This window comes from uncultured Shewanella sp., from assembly GCF_947491715.1.
Taxonomy (GTDB): domain Bacteria; phylum Pseudomonadota; class Gammaproteobacteria; order Enterobacterales; family Shewanellaceae; genus Shewanella.
In genome coordinates, this window is record NZ_CANLKR010000026.1 from 1 (window position 1) to 20,746 (window position 20,746).

General features: G+C 39.0%; 13 protein-coding genes. 6 read left to right on the top strand and 7 right to left on the bottom strand.

Translation table 11 applies throughout. The features are described 5' to 3' along the window. Positions 1-4,095, top strand: a 4,095-nt coding sequence (locus Q0779_RS16540; protein ID WP_298774201.1) for a tandem-95 repeat protein, incomplete at its 5' end; no start/stop codon positions are given. Between the two features lie 199 nt (positions 4,096-4,294). Further along, positions 4,295-6,049: an acyl-CoA dehydrogenase family protein gene (locus Q0779_RS16545; RefSeq protein WP_298774202.1), complete on the top strand. Its 1,755-nt coding sequence runs from the start codon at positions 4,295-4,297 to the stop codon at positions 6,047-6,049. Positions 6,050-6,148: 99 nt separating this feature from the next. Here the strand turns inward: Q0779_RS16545 and dacB are convergent, their stop codons facing one another. After that, positions 6,149-7,579 (bottom strand): D-alanyl-D-alanine carboxypeptidase/D-alanyl-D-alanine-endopeptidase, encoded by a 1,431-nt coding sequence (dacB, locus tag Q0779_RS16550; protein WP_298774203.1) that lies wholly within the window; start codon positions 7,577-7,579, stop codon positions 6,149-6,151. A 473-nt stretch (positions 7,580-8,052) separates the two neighbouring features. Further along, positions 8,053-8,967: a uridine diphosphate-N-acetylglucosamine-binding protein YvcK gene (gene yvcK / locus Q0779_RS16555; protein ID WP_298774205.1), complete on the bottom strand. Its 915-nt coding sequence runs from the start codon at positions 8,965-8,967 to the stop codon at positions 8,053-8,055. 168 nt (positions 8,968-9,135) lie between these two features. On the opposite strand from yvcK, the gene Q0779_RS16560 reads away from it, so the two are divergent. The 3 genes from Q0779_RS16560 to Q0779_RS16570 all read left to right on the top strand — a co-directional run bounded on the left by Q0779_RS16560 (position 9,136) and on the right by Q0779_RS16570 (position 12,276). Continuing rightward, a complete protein-coding gene (locus Q0779_RS16560) occupies positions 9,136-9,963 on the top strand; it encodes a glucosaminidase domain-containing protein (RefSeq protein ID WP_298774206.1) in 828 nt (275 codons plus the stop codon). Continuing rightward, complete coding sequence (locus Q0779_RS16565) at positions 9,941-10,600, top strand: DUF2987 domain-containing protein (protein WP_298774208.1); 660 nt, start codon at positions 9,941-9,943, stop codon at positions 10,598-10,600. The genes Q0779_RS16560 and Q0779_RS16565 overlap by 23 nt, the downstream gene beginning before the upstream one ends. 197 nt (positions 10,601-10,797) lie before the next feature. Then, positions 10,798-12,276 carry an ATP-binding cassette domain-containing protein gene (locus tag Q0779_RS16570; protein WP_298774210.1) on the top strand — a complete coding sequence of 493 codons (1,479 nt, stop codon included), beginning with the start codon at positions 10,798-10,800 and terminating at the stop codon, positions 12,274-12,276. Between the two features lie 256 nt (positions 12,277-12,532). Here Q0779_RS16570 and Q0779_RS16575 read toward each other — a convergent pair whose 3' ends face one another. The 5 genes from Q0779_RS16575 to Q0779_RS16595 all read right to left on the bottom strand — a co-directional run bounded on the left by Q0779_RS16575 (position 12,533) and on the right by Q0779_RS16595 (position 19,010). Continuing rightward, positions 12,533-14,857, bottom strand: a complete 2,325-nt coding sequence (locus tag Q0779_RS16575; RefSeq protein WP_298774211.1) for a peroxidase family protein — start codon at positions 14,855-14,857, stop codon at positions 12,533-12,535. 91 nt (positions 14,858-14,948) lie between these two features. After that, complete coding sequence (locus tag Q0779_RS16580) at positions 14,949-15,944, bottom strand: hypothetical protein (protein ID WP_298774212.1); 996 nt, start codon at positions 15,942-15,944, stop codon at positions 14,949-14,951. 620 nt (positions 15,945-16,564) lie between these two features. Beyond that, on the bottom strand, positions 16,565-17,500 hold the full coding sequence (locus Q0779_RS16585; protein WP_298774213.1) for a DNA replication terminus site-binding protein: 936 nt from the start codon (positions 17,498-17,500) through the stop codon (positions 16,565-16,567). 157 nt (positions 17,501-17,657) lie between these two features. Further along, the gene (locus tag Q0779_RS16590) at positions 17,658-17,951 is read right to left on the bottom strand and encodes a hypothetical protein (RefSeq protein WP_298774215.1); all 294 of its coding nucleotides are present in this window, start codon (positions 17,949-17,951) and stop codon (positions 17,658-17,660) included. 27 nt (positions 17,952-17,978) lie between these two features. Next, positions 17,979-19,010, bottom strand: a complete 1,032-nt coding sequence (locus Q0779_RS16595) for a trypsin-like serine protease (protein ID WP_298774217.1) — start codon at positions 19,008-19,010, stop codon at positions 17,979-17,981. 226 nt (positions 19,011-19,236) lie between these two features. Here Q0779_RS16595 and Q0779_RS16600 point away from each other — a divergent pair, with 226 nt between their 5' ends. Continuing rightward, entirely contained in the window at positions 19,237-20,433 is a 1,197-nt protein-coding gene (locus Q0779_RS16600) for a diguanylate cyclase (protein ID WP_298774218.1), read from the top strand. Positions 20,434-20,746 lie beyond the last annotated feature (313 nt).

Consider the following 20,746-nt stretch of genomic DNA (forward strand, 5'->3'; position numbering starts at 1 on the left):
AGCCATGATGTGGACGGTACGGTGAGTGTGGAGAGTGTCGGCTACGCGGGCGCCGATGGGGTGTTAGTGCATAATGAAGATGGCTCGGTGACGTTCTCGCCCAATGCGAACTTTAACGGTGACATCACGTTGGATGTAGTGGTTGTGGATGATGATGGCGCGACGGCGAGCACCACGGCGGGGATTGAGACCTTGGCGGTGAATGATACGCCGGTGGTGGAAGGCAACTTGGCTTACAATGTGGATGAAGACGGCAGCATCACCTTTAGCCAAGAACAATTACTGGCCAACGCGAGTGATGTCGATGGTGATAGCCTCAGTGCGGCGAACCTCACAGTGGAAGGCAATGCCACGGTGACGGCCAATGACGATGGCTCGTTCACGGTGACGCCGGAGGCGGACTTTAACGGTGACATTGCGCTGAGCTTTGATGTGTCTGATGGCATAGAGGTGGTGGCTAGCGGCGTGGATTTAGCCGTGAATCCGGTTAATGATGCGCCTGTCATACAAAGGCAAAGTGATGATACCACTGATGCCGTGGTTGATCTTCCTGAGCCGCTTATTGATTTTGAGTCAATGGGCGTGGATACCGATGTTGGGGAGGGGCAGGAATTCTTTGATGGTGCTGAACAAATTAATAGCGGTGTTGCCTCAGATCAAACGGGAGAAACTTCATATACTTTAACAGCTTGGGTTCAGCCTGATGAGGATTCAGCTGGGCGAGAAATGATCATCTGCGGTGATGATATGGGGTACGATTTTAGTTTGCTTGCTAATAACGGACATGCTGCTGTATATACAGGTTCTGGAGTGGTTAGTTTATCGGATAAACTTCCTACTGATGAGATGACCCAGCTAACAGCGGTTTTTAACACTGAAACAGATGAAGTCAGTCTCTTTGTGAATGGTGAGGTAGCACTTACCTCTCCTATCACTTATGAAGGAAGTGGAGGAAATTGGACTCTAGGGGGGCATGCTTCAACAGAGCATTATCATTGGGATGATGCTGAAGACTTTAACGGCATTATTGCTGAAGCGAAAGTTTATGACGAGGTGCTAACGGAAACACAGATAAGCACATTGTATGATATGGGGTCGCAACCGGCTGAGGTTGATGATGTTAATGCCGTCAGTGACAAAGTACTTTTGGAGCCGAGCATTAATGAGGATGGTCTTTTCTCCCTTACTGATGCTGATATTTTAGAGCATGTGACTGATATTGACTCTGATGTAGTGACAGTGAGTGAAGTGAGTTACTCTGGTGATAATGGTGAGCTGATAATCAATGACGATGGGACTTATCATTTTCAGCCTCATGCTGATTGGCACGGTGAAGTTGAGTTAAATATTACCGTTACAGATGATGGTGGCTTGTCCGATTCTGGTCATGTTCGTTTTACGGTCGAGCCTGTCAATGACATTGCGCCAGTGCCGGCGCGGGAATTTGAATTTGATGAAGACGGCACTTTGGTGGTGAGTCAGGCGGATTTGATTGGCAGTATGACGGATGTGGAAGGTGATCACTTGACGGCGAGCGAGCTGGCCACCAATAACCCCCATGTGACAGTGACGGCCAATGAGGATGGCAGCTTTACTTTGAACGCCAGTGCCGATTACAACCATGCCGACGGCATTCCTATGACTTTTAGTGTCAGTGATGGCACGGATGTGGTGGATGGCCATGCGGCGCTGACCATTCATCCTGTTAATGACGTACCTGATGCGCCAGTTCTTACCATGAATGGCGAAGAAGATCAGGTGCTTGTGATTGACCCCGCTTTTATTATTGGACAGGTAACCGATATTGATGGCGATGATATTAGCCTAGAAAGGATTACGGTAAAACATCCAGAAAATGCAACGATACAGCAGCAAGCCGATGGAATGTTTCATATGTTAACCCCACCGGATTTCTTTGGGGCAGTGGCATTGGGTTATGAAGTTTCAGATGGAACGGATACTGTAGAAGGCTCAATCAATGTTGATGTCATTCCAGTTAATGATAAACCTTTTACTGAAGGGAATGCGCACCTTACGACAAAGGAAGATGACGCATTTACATTTAATGAAGCTGATTTATTGAACTTATTTGGTGATATCGATACTGATAACCTTGTGGTATCTCGGATTATTACTACAGAGGGGGAAGATGCTGGTGAGCTTGCCGATGATGGAAATGGAAATTGGACATTTACTCCGGCTCCAAATTTTGCAGGAACATCGGATATACAAGTGATTGTGAGTGATGGTGAGTTTGAAACGACCTTGGACGTGCCAATTTATGTTAGACCCATTGCCGATGGAGTTGTGATCACAACGGATCATGAAGGGCCATTAGTATTCAATGAGGATGAGGTGGGGCATTTAGGGTTAAACATGTTAATGATTGATGAATCAGAAACCTTGAGTAATCTCGTTATTACGGGCTTTCCTGTGGGTTTTGAGGTGTCAGACGGAGAGCACACTATTGTGATCACTTATCCTGGACAAGTGCTCAATGTCACACATTGGAATGTCGATGATCTTGCTTTAAATCCACCGCAAGATTATTCTGGGAACTTCTTTTTAACAGTATCTGCAACAACAGTTGATTATGGTGATGAGCCTTCAGAGCCTGAATCTGCAGAAACCTCCGTTCCATCTGGTGATTTCGAAACCGGACAAGATGAACCTTTGTTATTGACGACAGCAGAACTACTTGAAATGGCAGACTCCGTGGATGCGAATAATGAGGGAGATGTTCATATGGTGAGTTTTGCTAAGTCAAATCAAGGGCTGATTGAGGATAATCATGATGGTACATGGTCAGTGACTCCAGCTGAAGGTTTTACTGGAGAGCTTGATATTGTTTATGTGGTTGAACAAGACGGTATGCTACATGATGCGCAAAGTTCTATTGCCGTGAGAGGAGAAGAAGGCAGTAACCCAACGCCGACAGTCGATGCTATCGTAACAACTGATGTAGAAGAAGGTAATAAACTATTTTTTACTGATGAAGATATGCTGGCCCAATTATCTGATAATGATGAATTACATATCGAATCTGCATTTTTATCCTGGGGAGAGGGATTGTTGGAAGAACATGATGAAGGTGGTTATACCTTTACTCCAGCAGAAGGGTTTACAGGTGAAGCACATATTGCTTTTGTTGCATCAGATGGCGATAACAGTTTAGAAAGCCACTTCAAAGTTAATGTGCAGTCCACTTCAGAAGAACAATCCTTAGTCATTTCTGATGATGGTTCCATTATTGTCCCTATGACGCAAATTGCACAAGAGTTAGGATTAGAATCAGCTGATGTCGTTCATGAGATGCATTATCTCGGAGAACAAGGAACACTAATTGATAATGGTGATAGTGAGACTCATACTTTTTGGCCTGGACCAGATTTTAATGGGGAGTTAGCAATAGAGACCGTATTGCAAAATGGAGAAGTATCAGTTGTCGAGTTTGCGGTTCCATTAGAAAGTCAAACTGAAACCGTTACACATTCATCTAGCGTCACAACGGATGAGATGAGTGTCGAAACCCCTGATGGTGACGTTGCTCCCGACGTTCCCGCAGAGTCCGTAGATGAAGTGCAATCTGATGATCAATTAGAGCCTGATTTCACAGCTGCACCAGGCAGTGATATTAGAGTCAATGTACCTGATGAGGTTATGGAGAATTATGAGAATGTGGATCATGTGCTTATATCTAATTTGCCCAGTGATGTCTCAATAACCGATGGGTTAGAGCAAGCCGATGGCAGTATTATGATGGCAGGGGACTTGTCTCAGAGTATTGGGGTCCATTTAGGAGAGGACTTTTCTGGAGAGGTAGGGCTGCACTTTCAGGCGTATGATGAATATGATAGACCACTAGCTGATGCAAGTAGCGATATTAGTATTGAAGTGAGTGAAGAATATGCGCTTGATCCGAGTCAAACTGATAATGTTAACGGTATTGACATACCGGCAGAAGAAGCACAAGGGTGGACTCAAGCAGATGATAGTGATAGTGGTATCGATGCGATGGATGATAGTACAGGATTAGAGCAAGATCCTATGGAGAGTGGCTCATCTCAAAATGATATCGATGATAATTTAATCTAATATGATGTTTCTTTGATATTGTTGATTCAGCAATATAAAAAAAGCTCAGCACTTAAAGGCTGAGCTTTTTATTTTAGTCATCTACGAATAATGTTCCAATTATCATTTTTTAATTTTGTAAAAAATTGTTTTCATTTTTATCTCAATTTGTTATAAATTAAAACAACTGTTTAAATCTAACGTTTGAGAAATCTTTGTCATGAATCCATATAGCGCCCCTTTAGTTGATATGCAATTTTTACTTGAGCGAGTTTTTGACGCGCCAACCACGTGGTCATCTCTGCCTGAAATGATTGAACGAGTGGATATTGATACGGCTTTGGCTATATTGGCTGAGTCGAGTAAAATTAGCCGTGAGTTAATTCACCCTTTAAATCGCAGTGGTGATGAGCAAGGAGTTGTCCATAAAGATAACAAGGTTATTACGCCAGAAGGGTTTAAAACGGTTTATAAAGAGTATGCCGAAGGAGGCTGGGTTGGATTGTGTGGCGATCCAGAATTTGGTGGTATGGGCATGCCAAAAATGTTAGGTGTGTTGGTTGATGAAATGGCCTATAGTGCATCGAACGCATTTACATTATATGGGTCGTTAACAGCTGGGGCCGCATTATGTATCCATGCTCATGGCAGTGAACTCCTTAAGAATACTTATTTACCCTCTCTTTATAGTGGTGAATGGGCCGGTGCAATGGGGATGACAGAGCCACAATCTGGATCTGATTTAAAGGGGATCCGTACTAAAGCCATTCCTCAAGAGGATGGAAGTTATGCCATTAGTGGCAGTAAAATTTTCATCACAGGGGGAGATCATGATTTAACGGATAACGTGATCCACTTAGTATTAGCAAAACTGCCTGATGCTAAAGGTATCTCACTATTTTTAGTACCCAAAATAACGGTTGATGAAAATGGACAACTTGCCGAAGAAAATGGAGTCTCTGTCGGAGCTATTGAGCATAAAATGGGTCTTAAAGCATCATCAACTTGCGTGATGAATTTCGATAATGCGAGAGGTTACCTCATTGGTGAGCCTAATCGAGGTTTAGCATGCATGTTTACTATGATGAATTATGAGCGATTAGCGATTGGGATCCAAGGCTTGGGGACGTCACAAGCGGCTTATCAAATGGCATCTGAATATGCAAAAGAGCGCCTGCAAGGATTGGCAGCAGGTTCAAAGTCAAGAGAAAAAAGTGATCCTATCATTGTTCATGGCGATGTAAGGAGAATGCTACTCACAGTGAAGTGTTTAACAGAAGCGGGTCGAGCATTATCAGTGTATACCGGACAACAATTAGATTTAGCGAAATATGCACAAGGTGAGGTTCAAAGTAAAGCATTGCAATATGTTGGGTTACTCACGCCAGTCGCTAAAGCTTTTTTAACCGATCGTGGTTTAGATGCTGCCATTATGGGTCAGCAAGTCTTTGGTGGGCATGGTTATATTCGTGAAACTGGGATAGAGCAATTAGTCAGAGATACGCGTATCGCTCAAATTTATGAAGGTACAAATGGTATACAAGCTATTGATTTTCTTGGTCGTAAAGTAACGGGTGATAATGTAGAGGCTCTAAAATGTTTTATTGAAGAGCACCAAGCAAAAATGGATAATATGTTAAATGTTTCACCATATTATAAGAAACGAGTAGCTGACTTATTTGGTGCTTTACTGGATACTGCCATGAAAGTGAATGGATATAAAGTATCGTCTCCTGCTTTGGTTAATGCCTGTGCGGTCGATTTTTTAGATGCTTTTGGCTATATTTTATATGGTTACTTTTGGCTGGCGATGGCAGATGCAGCAGAAGGTCATTCTGATGAAGCATTTGAACAACAAAAACAATACCTCATGACATTCTATTTTGATAAAATGATAGCGAAAGCTGATTTTCATTTAAGTCAAGTTAATACCGGTGATAGTGCAACGATGCTCATGCCTGATTTTCTATTTTAAGATGGAGTGCTGATAGCGATTTATCTTTCACTGATTGATGAATGATAATTGTTATCAGCACGGCTTCATCGAGTCTGTTTTCTATTCTTATAGACCATTTTATTGATTGATGAGTAATTCAGAGAGTTTGGCGTTAAAAGGAATGGCTTTATTTCCTTTTAACGGAGAAACTATGCCATTTTCTAAACTGATCACGAGCAATAATTTTCCTGAGTGGGTTTTAATAAATCCTGCAAGATTATCTACGCCTTTTAGCGTGCCAGTTTTTGCAATGACTCGTCCTTTTAGTGCTTTTGAATTAAAGCCGAGGCGATGTTGTAATGTACCTTTTTCTCCAGATATCGGCAGAGCTTGCATCAGATAGTGAAATCGATTGTCATCGACTATTAATTGAAGCACAGATGCAAGTTGTGATGCGGTTAATAAATTATAGCGAGAAAGTCCAGAACCATCGACGATAGTTGCTTTATCTAAATTAATACCAAGAAAATTGAGTTCTGTTTTTAGTGCTTTTATCCCTTGTTCAAATAAATCTTTCCCATTGTACCTTTGCCCCATCTTTTTGACTAAACTATCTGCAATAAAGTTATTAGATTCAGATAACATCGTTTTAATAAGTTGACTTAATGGTTGTGATGAGTGAATAACCAGTGTTTGTAAGGCTTGGGTGTTTGTCTCTTTTTGAACAAATTGTCCTTTCAGTTCTATTCCTAATGATGACATCACTTTTGCTAAGGTTTGTTCTGCGTATTGTGTTGGATCTGAAATAGCAATTTGCAAATTAATCCCATTGGGTTTAGAGAAACAACCTGAAATATGAAATTGGTTTTCAGGTAATGAAGTGAGGTCAAGATCACATTTCTCCTTATTAGGAGCATAAATAGCATTATTGGTAATATGCACGGGAACGGGCTGTTCAAGATGTAGTTGCGCGACTGCAATGTCTTTACTAGGAGAGAGTTTGGCCTTAATGCAGTTTTGATCGATAGCAAATTGAGATAATGGGGCGGCATAACACAAAGACAAATCCTCCCAACTCCAGCCTGGTGCACGCAAGTGGCTGTCTTCTTTACTGAGTAAATAAAGATCACCTGTGATCGTTGTGAGTCCCATTTTTTTTATGGTTTTGAATAATGTGTAGATATCTTGGTGTGTCAGGCTAGGATCGCCATCAAAAGAGATGAATAGGTCGCCATTAAGAGTACCTTGAATGATAGGCGCATTACTATAAATGATCGTTTTAAAAGTAAAGTTGGTACCCAAATATGAATCGGCTGCAACGGCAGTGAGCAGCTTCATTGTACTTGCGGGTAAAAAATATTTCTTAGGATCTTTTTTGATTAACACCTTTGAAGTATGACTGTTAGGTGTAATGTCTTGGATCCATAAGGCAGTTTGTGAGCTCAAAGGTAACGTTTTATTGATTTGTTCTGTTAAAGGTTCGTTTGCCATAGACTGAGTGGTAAGCATGCCACTAAACAGGATAATTTTGGCGAATTTGTATGTTATAGAGGATGTTATTTTTCTCATATTTTATGCACTTAAATTGGTATATTAGTTTTGGTTGTCATCGTCTTTTTCCATCATTCGATATAAACGAAATGTGATGAAGAGGACTAACATGAGAAATAGAGGAAACAAAAAAATGCCTAATTGGGATTTAAAATGAAATAAAGCCCAGGCTGCTAAGAGCGAAATAAGTATGGAGAACAGTGCTTTCATAGTAATAGCTGCTATTTTAAGAAGACTTAAAGTATATGTTTTATTGCTTATAATACAGTTTACTTGAAAAGTGAACTTCTTTACGCTCTGAAGAAATAATTTATTGAAACTGTGTTTTTAATCACGCTAATAATGAACAAATGTATATGCTATTGGTGATGATTGATAAATGAATAGAATAAGTTGTTTCATACATGTGTTGTTTAGCCAAAGTGTTGTACTTTGGCCAGAACTAGAAGGGGACTTCATTGATTGATGGGCGTATCGAAGGGATAAAGATGTTATGACGCTTGGGCAGTTATGTGTTTCAAATTTACCATGCTCGAAAGCGCATCGGCTAAAGCTAATCTATCATGTAACCCAATGTGGTGTTTACTCCTTAAAGGATAAAAATACATGTTATTTTTCTGCGTTGGACTATCGGCATGACAGAGTATTTTATCGACTATTTCAACACCTAGTAATTGATGACACCAATCTAATTTATCTTTAACACTACAATGACTGATAGGGGAAGGTTCTTTGGTGAGGTTATCAATAAGAATGATTTCAGCTTTAGATTGAGCGAGTGTTTCTGCAAATTGTGGCAGTAATAGAGGAGGCATTATACTGGTTAAAAAACTGCCTGGGCCTAATATGATGAGTTCAGCTTCTTTTACCGCTTCACAGGCTTCTTTGGTTACAGAAACTTGTGGTTCCAGAGATAATGCAATAGGCGTATCAGTCATATTATCGACATTTAACTCTCCTAAAACACGGTTTCCTGATGCCTCGATGGCAACGAGGTGAGTCGGGTGCTCAGACATTGGGATAACGCTTGTTTCAATTTTGAGTAAGCGACGAATTAAATTCACTGCTTCAAGAGGGCGTACACATAATTCATCCAGTGCGAGTAAAATAAGGTTACCTAAATTATGCCCTGACAGTTCCATTTTTCCTGAAAATCGATATTCAAATAATAGCGTTCCCATTGAAGGACGCTCTGCGAGTTCTGAGAGGCAATTGCGTAAATCTCCCCAAGCAATACAATTCTGATCTGCGCGTAAACGGCCTGTTGAACCACCATTATCGGTCGTTGCGACAATGCCGGTGAGACGGTCGCCCAAAAATGAGAGAGATGAAAGGACACGTCCAAGTCCATGGCCTCCACCAATAGCGACTACATGTTTAAAGTGGTTGAGAGCATTATGTTTCATGAATGCCAAGCCTTTTGTGTATTTTTAGTCGTTTTTAAAACATAAAGAAAACACATTATACATGTTTGTTCGATGTTTTAGCGATGAAATCTTAACTAAGCTAGCATATAATAGGGTGAATTTGTCTATCTATTAATGTAATAGATGAGGTTAAAGTAAGGAGTAGACGTGAAAACAGGAAAATTAGGACGTATTACAATTGTATTGGGTTGTGTCATTATTCTGTTTGTTATAGTGCGCTTAATGTTTATTCCCTCTCTGTTAATTCAAGAGCAGGGAGCTCAAAAATTGGAGAAAAATGCGGTACCTGCTTCTAACATTCCTGATTTTGCAAAAATGACAAAGGTGAGTGAAAAAAAGGCGGCTTTCTTTAATTATTTAAGTCCCTTGGTGCATCAACAAAATGCGATTATCGGTGACGAGCGTCAGTTTTTATTGTCAATTCGTTCTGAATTATCACAAGGTAGAAGTTTGACAGAAGCTGAAGAATTTAGGTTAAATCAAATTACTGAAAAATATCAATTTACTTTGAGAAGTCTCACTATTCCCATTATTAATGCGTTATTAGTTAGGGTGGATACCATTCCAGAACCTTTAGTACTTATTCAGGCAGCGAAGGAATCAGGGTGGGGGAGTTCACGTTTTGCGCGAGAAGGGTTTAATTTTTTTGGGCAATGGTGTTATAAAAAAGGCTGCGGCTTAATACCTCGTTCAAGGAGTCAAGGACTTTCACATGAAGTGGCTGTTTTTCCAAGCGTTGAAGCTTCAATAGCTGCTTATATGCGCAATTTAAATACTAATGCCGCTTATCAGTTATTTCGTAAAATTAGATCCGAGTCTCGCTCTAAAGGAGAAACACCAACAGCCAACCAATTAGTTTATGGCTTAATCAATTACTCAGAGCGTCAACAAGCATATATTAATGAGCTACTTAGCTTATTACGACATAATAAAAAATATTTAGTGGATAATTATGAATCAAAACCAGCAGCATAAACGTTTTTTACTGATCAATCTGTTATTGGGGTTTTTTACACTGATGAGCATAGGGGCTTATGCTTCATCGTTTTCATTGGAATATCAAGGATTTTATCAAAGATTGAAAAAGGTGAATCAAGGGCATTTTCAATTGATTGAAATGGCTTTTTTAGTGCCGAATAAGCAAAAATGTCGCATTCAAAGTGGCAATATTACAACTGAAAAACATACATACCCCTTGTCTTATAATAACGAACAGCAACTTTACTTGCCTTATGATGCTAAGTTGAAGACGGACAGGGCATTAATTAATATGGATATTGCTGGTGACGTACAGGATTGTAGTATTATGATGCAAGTTCGTGTAAAGCATCCTAAAAATGCTTATGCCGCTGATGATGTGAAGCAAATTCAAAGCGAGATGAATACTCTTCTTAAGAGCATGCAAGGATTTCCAATGAAATACTTTTTCAATCCTATATCGGGATTGAATATTGAATTTGATGAACCAACCCAAGTTTCTATTGATGGTATTCAAGTCTATATGGGTGAACAATTTCATTTAGGGCAAGCAGAAATTGAGCGCTTATCTCGGATCATATTTAGTCATGAGCCTAAGTTGATTAGCCCTTGGTTTAAAAGTGATAAGGCGTAGTCAATAATGAATAAAGTATCTTTGTTGAATTGAGGATACTTTATTTGAAAGTCAATTTCGCTACCTACATTCTATTTTTTTGTTTTTAATATTCCCATAAAGAAAAAATAAGTCATCGGGCCAAAGTACTTGTCTTTTTTGACGCCTTTCTCTAAAAGGGGTATAAGAGTCGATATCTATCGAGTAAGGGATGAAAAATGAAAGTCACTTTTTCAGCATTTAACCTTCATAAAAGTCTATATTCAAAGCTGATAATCGATAATTGGAAAATTGATGAGGGCAGTTCTTGGGCAGTATTTGCTACTGATCAAGACGTCGGTTCATTACTATTGAAAGTTTTAACAGATAACTTAAAAAAATCAGATGATTATACAGGACATGTTAACAGGACAGCCAGTAAAGTCGCCCATGTGTCTTTAATTGATCAGCAAGATTTACTCGAATCAGAGCTTGCAAAAGATGATACAGATTTCCTTAATAGAGTGGATATTGGAAGCAATGTATATGAACTTATCTTTCAAGAATGTCAGAATGAGATGTTAACACAATCCCTATTGAAAGAACTCGATCTTGGGCATTTACAATCCCATGGTTTTAGACAATTGTCCTCGGGTGAAACACGGCGGATCATGTTGGCGAGGGCACTTGCTATGGAGCCTGATTTTTTAGTGCTTGATAATATATTAACTGGACTTGATATCGCACACCGACAATCAATATCAAGATTACTAACATCGTTATCTTCACGAGACAAAAATCCCATTCAGATGTTAGTTATTTTTTCGAGAGAGGAGGATGCACCAGAATGGATAGAAAATATTGCACTCTTTAGTCAAGGTGAATTTAAAGAAACCATGGTAAAGATGAGCTGGGAGCAGCATCCATTAATAAACCAAATAAAAGAACAGTCTGCTGTACAAAGTCAAAATATAGTCTCCCTTATTCGTCGTCATCAATATCAACCAAATTCAATAGAGCCTATTTTTGAAATTAAGCATGGACAAGTCAATTATCTGGATAATATTATTTTTACTGATATCCATTGGCGCATTGAAAATCGGCAGCATTGGCAAATACAGGGGCCGAACGGCTGCGGAAAAAGTACATTGCTTGGCCTTATTTTTGGCGATCATCCTCAGTGCTACAGTAACGACATTTACATATTTGGTAAAAAAAGAGGAACTGGTGAAACCATTTGGGATATTAAAAAACAAATAGGGATGGTTTCGTCTGCATTACACTTACAATATAGGGTGAGTTGTAGTGCTTTACAGGTTGTATTATCTGGGTTTTATGATTCAATAGGCTTATACACTATACCTACTCGTAAAGAAAGAGAACAGGCTAAAGAATGGTTAGCCATTTTAAATATGAGCCAGTACGAAACAACCAGTTTTAGGCAACTTGATTATAGCCAACAACGCTTACTCTTAATTGCTCGAGCATTGGTCAAACAGCCCAAGCTGTTAATATTAGATGAACCTTACCAAGGGCTCGATTACTTTGGTAAAAGACTCATTCAAACAACGGTTGACTTTATTGCAAGGGAAAACCTAAGTCAGCTTCTTTATGTTTCTCATTATGAAGATGATCATATTGAAAGTATTCAAAATACGTTGGTATTTTATTATGATATAGGTCTGGAATGTTATAGAACAAAAGTAATGAAGCTCTGATAAAGTGTGTCTAGTTCTGAAATAGGTTACTCGGCCTTTTTCTCTTGGATCTCATGGAGCATTGCACTTTCCGCGAATATAGAGACCGTTGGCGCCAAATGATCCAGAAGTGCCGATATTAAATAAAGTCACCAACAATAAATTGATCTACTACAAGGTTATCTTTACAAGAAAGAGCCTCACTCGGATAAAATCATCGAGCGAGGTCAATCATTATAGCACTGTGTGCATTTCGGCTGGCTGAGGGGCTAGGACATTAGTTATATGTCGTTTTTCCAAGTAAAACGTTTCCATATCCATTCAGTTTGACTGCCAGAGAAGGAAAGTGTGTAGAAATCAAGTCCTTCATTGTTGTATTACGGATGGAGTGTAATTCATCCGTTGTCCACCCATGGATTGAATTTTCAAACCAAAATCTATCACCTATTTTACTACGATAAAATTGGTCACCTATTATATAAGCAGATGTTGGACCAACGACGCCAAGATCAGTAAGTTTTTTACCTTTTTTATGGCCTTTTATATCACCATTGTATTGGCCATATTGACAATCTGGGCATCGAGATTCACTTTCGATGATAAGGCCAACAAAAGGGTCAATTAAATCTAGGCGTTTGAATGTATGACGAAGTGCGGCTGCAAAGTTTTCATCTTTGTTATTGGTTAAATAACGAAAACATTCTATAGGATCATATTCCTGATCTACGTTTGGCCTCGGGCATTTTTTTCTACCGTAAATGCTTTTTCCTGTCCAATTTTCGAGTAAAGCATGATAAGACGGAATACCGTGTGTACGGCCGCGGAATACAGAAAAGGCGGGGACACTAATCGCAACATTGCCCGTGAAACAATTGGAAATATCGGCATTATTCATCGATGGCTCAACCAGACGATCAACGGCTTGAGCACGAGAGTTTATAATCCCCGCCATGATGGCGTCATCGGGTGCTGCACCACTAGGCACCTGACCTCCAATAAAGGCCATCATTTCATCAACGGGAGCCATCGAGGTCGACTGCGCCGAAGCAGATAGATGAACCCAAGATACTGAGTTGACAGAGGGGCTATCCAAACCAAAGAAATTAGGTGGTAATTGTTTTTGAATTGTCGGTATTCGTTCAAACGTCACAGGATCGATAGGAAATACGTCTCTGGTTACCATAGAGTGTCCAAACCGCATTGCAGCAGCGAAACTGTTCCCAGTACGAGGATCTGTGGTCGGGTTGTAATCGTCATCCTTATAGTGCTTTTTAAATCCCATACGTTTGTAGGCTTTTTTACCTAAAATCATCGGTAGGAGCTCATTGTAGATAGTGTTTTGATAAACCCCTATGGTCCATGCTCTTGCTTTTTGAAATATTTCTTCATCTGTTAGATCATGTTCCTCAGCAGCTATTCGACGGGCATTCTTATTATGTTCTCTCAACCATAGATTTTGAATAGTAATAATGCCGAGATTCTCTGTAGCGCGAAAGTCACCAGCCGCAAATGCTTGTGCTGGATCAGTCGTAGACGCTAACAGTTCATCAAAAGGAACAGCCGGTTCGGTTTCAGAAATAAACGGCATCCAATCAACACCATCTGGAATAGTCCAGCTAAAACTCGTTCGGCTTGGATCGTTTAATGCCGCATAATCAATAGAGCAGGAGATATTAGGGAGTAACATAGGCGGCGTACCTAGTGCTGGATTGGGGCAGGTATACACACCTGGCGTTGCAGGTACTACACCTATGCCAGGAATAAAGGTTGTCCCAAATGAGGCCGCAGGCGAAACACACTTGCCAAGATGTGGAAACGGCTCAGGTGTAAAACCTGGTGCACTCAAAACAAGTACTTCCTTTGCGTTGGTCAGTCCCTCATTAAAGGCACCAAATGGTTCTCCCGTTGTTGTGTCAATACAATTGCATAAATCGCGAGAAGGGGTATTTCTATGCTTGTACTCGAAAGTTTTTCGTGCTGCGGTTTTGAGTAAACCGCCTTCAAAAGTACGTAAAGCATTACTGATCCTTTCGGTTGGCCCATAGGTTGGCGAGAGATCAAGAAAAGCAGATGCACCATTGATTTGCTGCGGAACCCCAGAATTGTCGATGTAATCATCGCTGCGTAAACCGACAAGAAAGTCGTCGCCACTGGAATTCTTCACTTTACCTACTCCAGCGGTTAATCCTACTGGGTCTATTGAAGGTGCAACGGTTAATGCCATATCGTGCGCGACAAATTGAACCATATAAACAAACAATAAATTGGTATGTGACCACTGTCTTTGCTGGTCTTCATTTATACCCAATATATCAACCGTCGCAATAACTGGGTTTACCGTTTCATCTCTTGGTGAAGTACGGTTTTGTACGTTCGCGTATTCAACAGGTTCAGAAAGACGAGTAAAAATCCCGTCTACTACAGGCTCCCCCCCTAGATCTTGATCAATGTTCCAAGCCACTCCCCAATCAGGATGAATAAGATTGTTACAGCGTCCTGTGAGTGTGCGTCGATCTTCAGAAATGCTATCACACACGTTTGCTACCACTTCTACACTGGTAATCGTCATTAATAAAAAGGATATCAACAATTTAACTTTCATAATATTTTTCCCTTCACTGCATACAACAAGTCTTATCGAGTGCAATGTATCCCCTTTAGATCAATATAAAGGGGATACATGATGAGTTAAGTTAGTTTGTTTCAATCGAAACTATTGCTCGGCCTTTTTCTCTTGGATCATTGCACTTTCCGTGAATATAACGACCATTGGCACCAAATGGTCCAGATGTGCCTATATTGATAAAGTCACCCACAATAAATTGATCTACAACCCCAGTTGTAATAGATACATCAATTAACTGTTTATGATGCTTTTTAGAACCTTTCCCTTTGTGTTTTTTATTATCTACCCACCACATTAAATAAAGATCAACAGGTTCTTCTTCATCAATGAAAAAGAGATCATTGTTATTATAATGTTTTGATAACTCTCCTGTTGGATCAGCTAAACAGGTTTCAAAATCATCAATACATTGAATAACAGAATCAGGGGCTAACAACCAAGCATTTTGTGCAAAACCAGAAGCATAACCAAGGCGGGGATGATGTTTCGAGGGCTCAAATACATCTGGGCGTGTAACACGTAAGCCGTAGCCTGCGGGCAAATTTTCTATAACTTCATCAGGTAAGCGTCCAACGTCTGTTACTGGCTGAAATAGATGCTCTCCACTGCGAGCGTCGAGTAACTCTAATGGCCCAGCATAGGCGTGAGTAACAAAAGTATTTAAATTTTCTTTACAAGCAGGCAGTTGCGCGGCGGCTACAATGGGTTGCTGTCCATATTCGGGTAGATATTTGTATACTCCCCAGTCAACATCATTTTTTCCTGTCAAGGTACTGAAAACGACTGTACTTTCTCTGGGTCTTGGTGCCCCTGGTAGTATAGCGCAATGGGTTGTATCATCTGGACCATCCATACGAGCTTCAATTGGATTTGAGAAAGCTACGTCAAAAGGGTGGTTAGGTACGCCAATATCAACACATTGCCCTTCAACTCCTCCAGGTCCTCCAGGTAAAAACGCTGAACATTGGCTGTTGTTTTCACATGGAATATAGCCTTCTTCTAAGGTTAAGCCTAAATCTCTTGGATCAGGTGAGGGAGCCCGGCCAGTTTCAATGATATCCACCGGAAATTGGAAGCTCCAATCATCTTGGCTAGTGTAATTACAAAAGAAATTTGGAGGGGTATTCCCCATGCCCAGATAAATGTTAGCAGAACCTGCGTTTGGATCGGTTTCTCCATTTGCGAAGAAATCACATACCCCTCGAACAGGTTGTGCAAAACCATTGTCGGTAAAGTGGTTGTCATTACGAACCCGCTCTCATTCATATGCAGGTAAATGTGCCAGAGAGCGGCTTGAAAAGGCCCAGAGCATTACAAAGCTCAATAGGTACGCGATTGCTCTTATTTTATCTTGTCTTTTCATAATTTTTCCCTTTTGATATGATTCATTTTCAAATAAAGGAAAAGTTAATCTCATATAAAGTATTCATTACAAAATCACTCAACTTCTTTATAGAAGCTAGATACCTTTCCCGATACATAGGCGTTCATTAATCATACTAACTAACATTCATTAATATTGAGTGGGTCATTAGTATGATACTTATCTAATCGAACGACTATAATTTAGAAACCGACTAATGCTTTCGTGTCGTTTGAGTGTTATTTTGGTGAAAAAATGATGAGGAGAGCATAGTCAATAATCGTTCGATAAGTTACTGATAATGTGTTTGAAAAGTAAACTCATGTATTTGGGCTACGATAAAGGTGTAGCTGGGGACAAATTAAATCTGGCTTATATTCGTCAATTTTATCTGTTGGTGGTTTATGGTAATCATTAAGTGGAGTGATTTTTAGCTCTTTTTTAGAAAAAACGAGTACCGGAGTGGTAGCACTGCACTCTTTTGGGCGAAGTTGACTACTGAGATCTGAACCATATTCATTTTTATAAGAAAGTTTTATCATAGGCTTAATTCGAATAGGGCGGCGGATCACTAATTTATCATTGTAAGTTTGTAATTGATTGATTTGCGACCTTATTGCTAAAATTTTTCCCTCTGACTCTTCTAATAAAGAGGCTTGATGTAATAACTTCTCGAGTTGATTCATTGCTTGTTTTTTAGTGATTTTTGGTGAGCTCATTTTTTTTGCCCAATAAAAACGTAAGCGATCTGGGCTTGTTGGGGTATCTGCAATCATTATTTTTCGTTTTAACTGATGTGTCATAATACGCTTAAAAAGAGAATGTATGAGATCCCATTGTTCTTGGTGATCTTTAGTATTCGATTTTAAGATATGAATAAAATCTCCTCTTGTATCATTTAATTGTCGAATGCACTTTTCAATGTGTGTTGGGCAAGCTTCGACATCAAATTGCATAAACCCAGGATAACGTCTGACCAACCGTGTGCTGTATTCTTTACCAAGAGTGTTATCTTTCGCATAGTAAGCAGTCAGTGAGTGAAGCGCTTCGTTAAAGGCAGTTTGTCCCATCAATGGGGTCACTGAAATAGTTTCTGGTTGCTCAAGTTCGTCTTCTTTTTCAAATGAGGGTAATAGGAACAATTGACTTTCTTTCAAAGGTAATTGCAGCAATTCTGTTTTGAGTTGATCTGACAGTGACTGTATGGTGTTCATTTTTTGCCGAAGCTTTGCTTTAACGTTAGGTTTTATGTCCACAATATACGGCCTATTTTATACAAGGTGAATTAAAGGTGATAATAAAATAATAATCTAAATAGTAACTTTAATACAATAGGTTATGTATTATTTTTATGCAAAAAGTCATTATAATTGTAACCATTTTTCAGTGGTTCCTCATTATAGAAGGAAATGGTTATTTACCGATATTATTATTAATACGACTCTTGCCAGAAATTGTGTTTTTTATCTTCTTTAAACTCTCTTGGGTCCCTTCAAAAGTGATTGTAACTGGAATGGTATTGTGTTTAATATTAACATTTTTTATTTCATGGATGGATTCTAAGTAATTTACTTTATCAATGACGGCTTTTGGATACGCTTTGTTACCAATGAGTTTAATTTCGTAAAATTGAAATTTATCCTGCTCTGTACACATTAATACAGGAGAGAATACTAATAAAAATACACCTAAAAATTTGCTCTTCATATTAGCGCCTATAAATTGAATATTAAATTACTGGTAAAGATCCATCCAGTAGTGAATTGTACTGTATACTTCATAGGTAATTTTAGTCCCACAATTGCGAGAACTTGACCCTGTTGTATGTACTCCCCGAATGTAATGTTGGCTGTCGACAATAGCACTTCCACTCACTCCATTGGAAGTATCTATTTGGTAGCATAGCCGATAGGTGGTGGAGGTCACTGGGCCTTCGTCTGTCCACATGGTTGCGTAGGGCTTTTCACTGGCATAACCCGTTATACTGTGTTCTCCTGAAACAAAAGGACCAAAACCTAGCCAGCCCCCATTGGCAATACAATCTAAAATAATGAGTCCATAGTCAAAATTGGAATCACTATTTCTATGCCATGCTTCAGTGGTAATTGCAGTTTTCCAAGCACATTTTTTCCATGGAATATAAGTTCCATTTTGCGCTACAGTAAAATCTAAGTTGTTATACCAAATACCATCTCCATTAGAAATGCAATGTCCTGCGGTTATTACAACATTGTTACCAATCAAGGTGCCCGTACAACCAATATCAAGTTTTCCAATATGCCAAAAAGGACTGCTTACTACGGTATTGGTAACTTGTTTTCGATTGTCACTTCCCATGACAATCATAGGTTTTATGGCATTCTCAATATCTAATATTTCAGCATAATGGGCAAGTGGATGGTTAAAGTCATTGCTGTATTGCTCAATAGCCATCGTTGGACTAAATTGTTTTAGTTGACTAATGCTGATAGAAGAAGAGAACTGATCACCATTTTTTGATACAGCAATAGCGGTTAATGCATGAGCCAGTTCTTCATCAGTATAGGTATTGGATTGCTCAACATCCGATATGGTATTGACAGTTCTATTTTCCACTTTCATGTCGTAAATAAAATCTGCAGTAGCTTGTAAAGGTTGAATGGGTAAGGACAAAACTTTCGAATTATTAGGTGTAGCATACAAATTGGGGGGGGTAAAAATGTAAACGATTAATACAAACAAAATGTCGCGGGGGCTTATTTTTCCAGGCAGTGTTTCCATTGTCATACTATAACCATTATTAATCATTTAGTTATAAATATAGACAAAACAACTAATAAAGCTAATTTACATTTCTTCCATTCCGCCATATAAGCAAAAGGAATACCACCAGCAAATAGTAAAGATAACTTCATAATAGCAAACTCATGGTCGCCTTTTAAAAAAGTGGTGATTTATTTTAGTCACCTTAAATGATTTTTACAGGTTACTTTGTATTTAATAGAGGTTAAGTTTGACATTTTTATATCACAGATTTAGGCACTTACTCGTTCCAGTGCTGTTAACCATTTTGGCATTAACATTAAGCCAATTATATCAAGCCAATTTAAACATATGGGCTGAGATCATTGCGGCGCTTCCTTATTGGCTATTGATGATAACAACACTTATAGCACTACAATTTAACCGTAGCCGTATCGCTTTTTTATCTTTGTTGTTTATCGCTTACTATGCTCTATATCAAAATAATCTATTTGCATTATCATTAGATATGTTTAGCGACAAACCCATTGTTATAGCAGGTTCTCTGGTGATCAGCTTATTTGCCATGGTAAAAGATAGGGGGGTGTTATCAAGTCATGGTATATTGCGGATCCTTTCTATTACTCTATGCTTGAGTTTAGGTTTTTTGTGGTTTTGGGCGCTCAATCATTATGAACAACAAATCAGTACATTACTAACAACGAGCCTAAAACCTCAATACCAGCTGTTAATTCCGATGATGATGTGTTCTTTTTTAGTAAGCTTTAATGCTATCCGGCATACAAATTTAGTCAATTCTGCCATTTTCATTTCTTTGGCTATTTGGATTATGCATTATTATCAACCTCAATGGTTACCTTTATCATACTTACTATCCATTCTCGCTGTTGTTTATTTAATCACCATTCTTGTTGACTCCTATTTTTTGGCTTATCGGGATGAGTTAACGAGTCTGCCATCAAGAAGAGCGCTGTTTAATTTATCATTGTCATTAGGTCGAAAATACAGTGTGGCCATGTTGGATATAGATCATTTTAAAAAGTTTAATGATACTTATGGCCATGATGTCGGCGATCAAGTATTAAAGTTAGTTGCGTCTAAATTATTGAATATTTCTGGAGGAGGGAGGGTATTTCGCTATGGTGGAGAGGAGTTTACCATCATTTTTCCCCGAAAAGACACTCACTTTGTCCTGCCGCATCTAGATGCTGTGAGGCAAACGATCCAAGACTATAATATCGTGCTCAGAGATGAAAAACGTAAAACACAAACGAAAGCGAAACGTAAAGCACATTCTTCTACAAAAAAATATAAAACAGTTAAAGTCACTATTTCCATTGGCACTGCTGAACGATTGACGGGGCAATCTTTTACCCAAACATTAAAAAAAGCTGATGAAGCTTTATATAAAGCAAAGAAAAAAGGCAGAAACCAAGTTTGTCATTAATATAACGGATCTGTTCTCTGTCTTCATTAAATTTTCATGATGACAGAGATAGCCATTCAATCAATGTTGGATCTTACAAAATGGAGGCTAGAGCACCAAAACCCATTTTGTTTTTATAAAAAATCTCACTAATCTCCTAAAAACTACGATTCATATCGATTTAAGTTAAATTTAAGTTAAATTTAAGTTTTATTTATCACAGTATGCGAGTAGAATTACTGCAAACCAAGCAAAAATGTAACACTATGTTTCATAACAAATGAAAACGAGTGCTAGAGCTCTGCGCTTAATCGTAATATAAATTTAATTTCAA

Bases quoted from the DNA above. Each gene is read 5' to 3' on its own strand.
- yvcK (WP_298774205.1), bottom strand. From the start codon at position 8,967: ATGAAACATAATGCTCTCAACCACTTTAAACATGTAGTCGCTATTGGT.
- Q0779_RS16575 (WP_298774211.1), bottom strand. From the start codon at position 14,857: ATGAAAGTTAAATTGTTGATATCCTTTTTATTAATGACGATTACCAGT.
- Q0779_RS16595 (WP_298774217.1), bottom strand. From the start codon at position 19,010: ATGACAATGGAAACACTGCCTGGAAAAATAAGCCCCCGCGACATTTTG.
- dacB (WP_298774203.1), bottom strand. From the start codon at position 7,579: ATGAGAAAAATAACATCCTCTATAACATACAAATTCGCCAAAATTATC.
- Q0779_RS16590 (WP_298774215.1), bottom strand. From the start codon at position 17,951: ATGAAGAGCAAATTTTTAGGTGTATTTTTATTAGTATTCTCTCCTGTA.
- Q0779_RS16570 (WP_298774210.1), top strand. From the start codon at position 10,798: ATGAAAGTCACTTTTTCAGCATTTAACCTTCATAAAAGTCTATATTCA.
- Q0779_RS16565 (WP_298774208.1), top strand. From the start codon at position 9,941: ATGAATCAAAACCAGCAGCATAAACGTTTTTTACTGATCAATCTGTTA.
- Q0779_RS16545 (WP_298774202.1), top strand. From the start codon at position 4,295: ATGAATCCATATAGCGCCCCTTTAGTTGATATGCAATTTTTACTTGAG.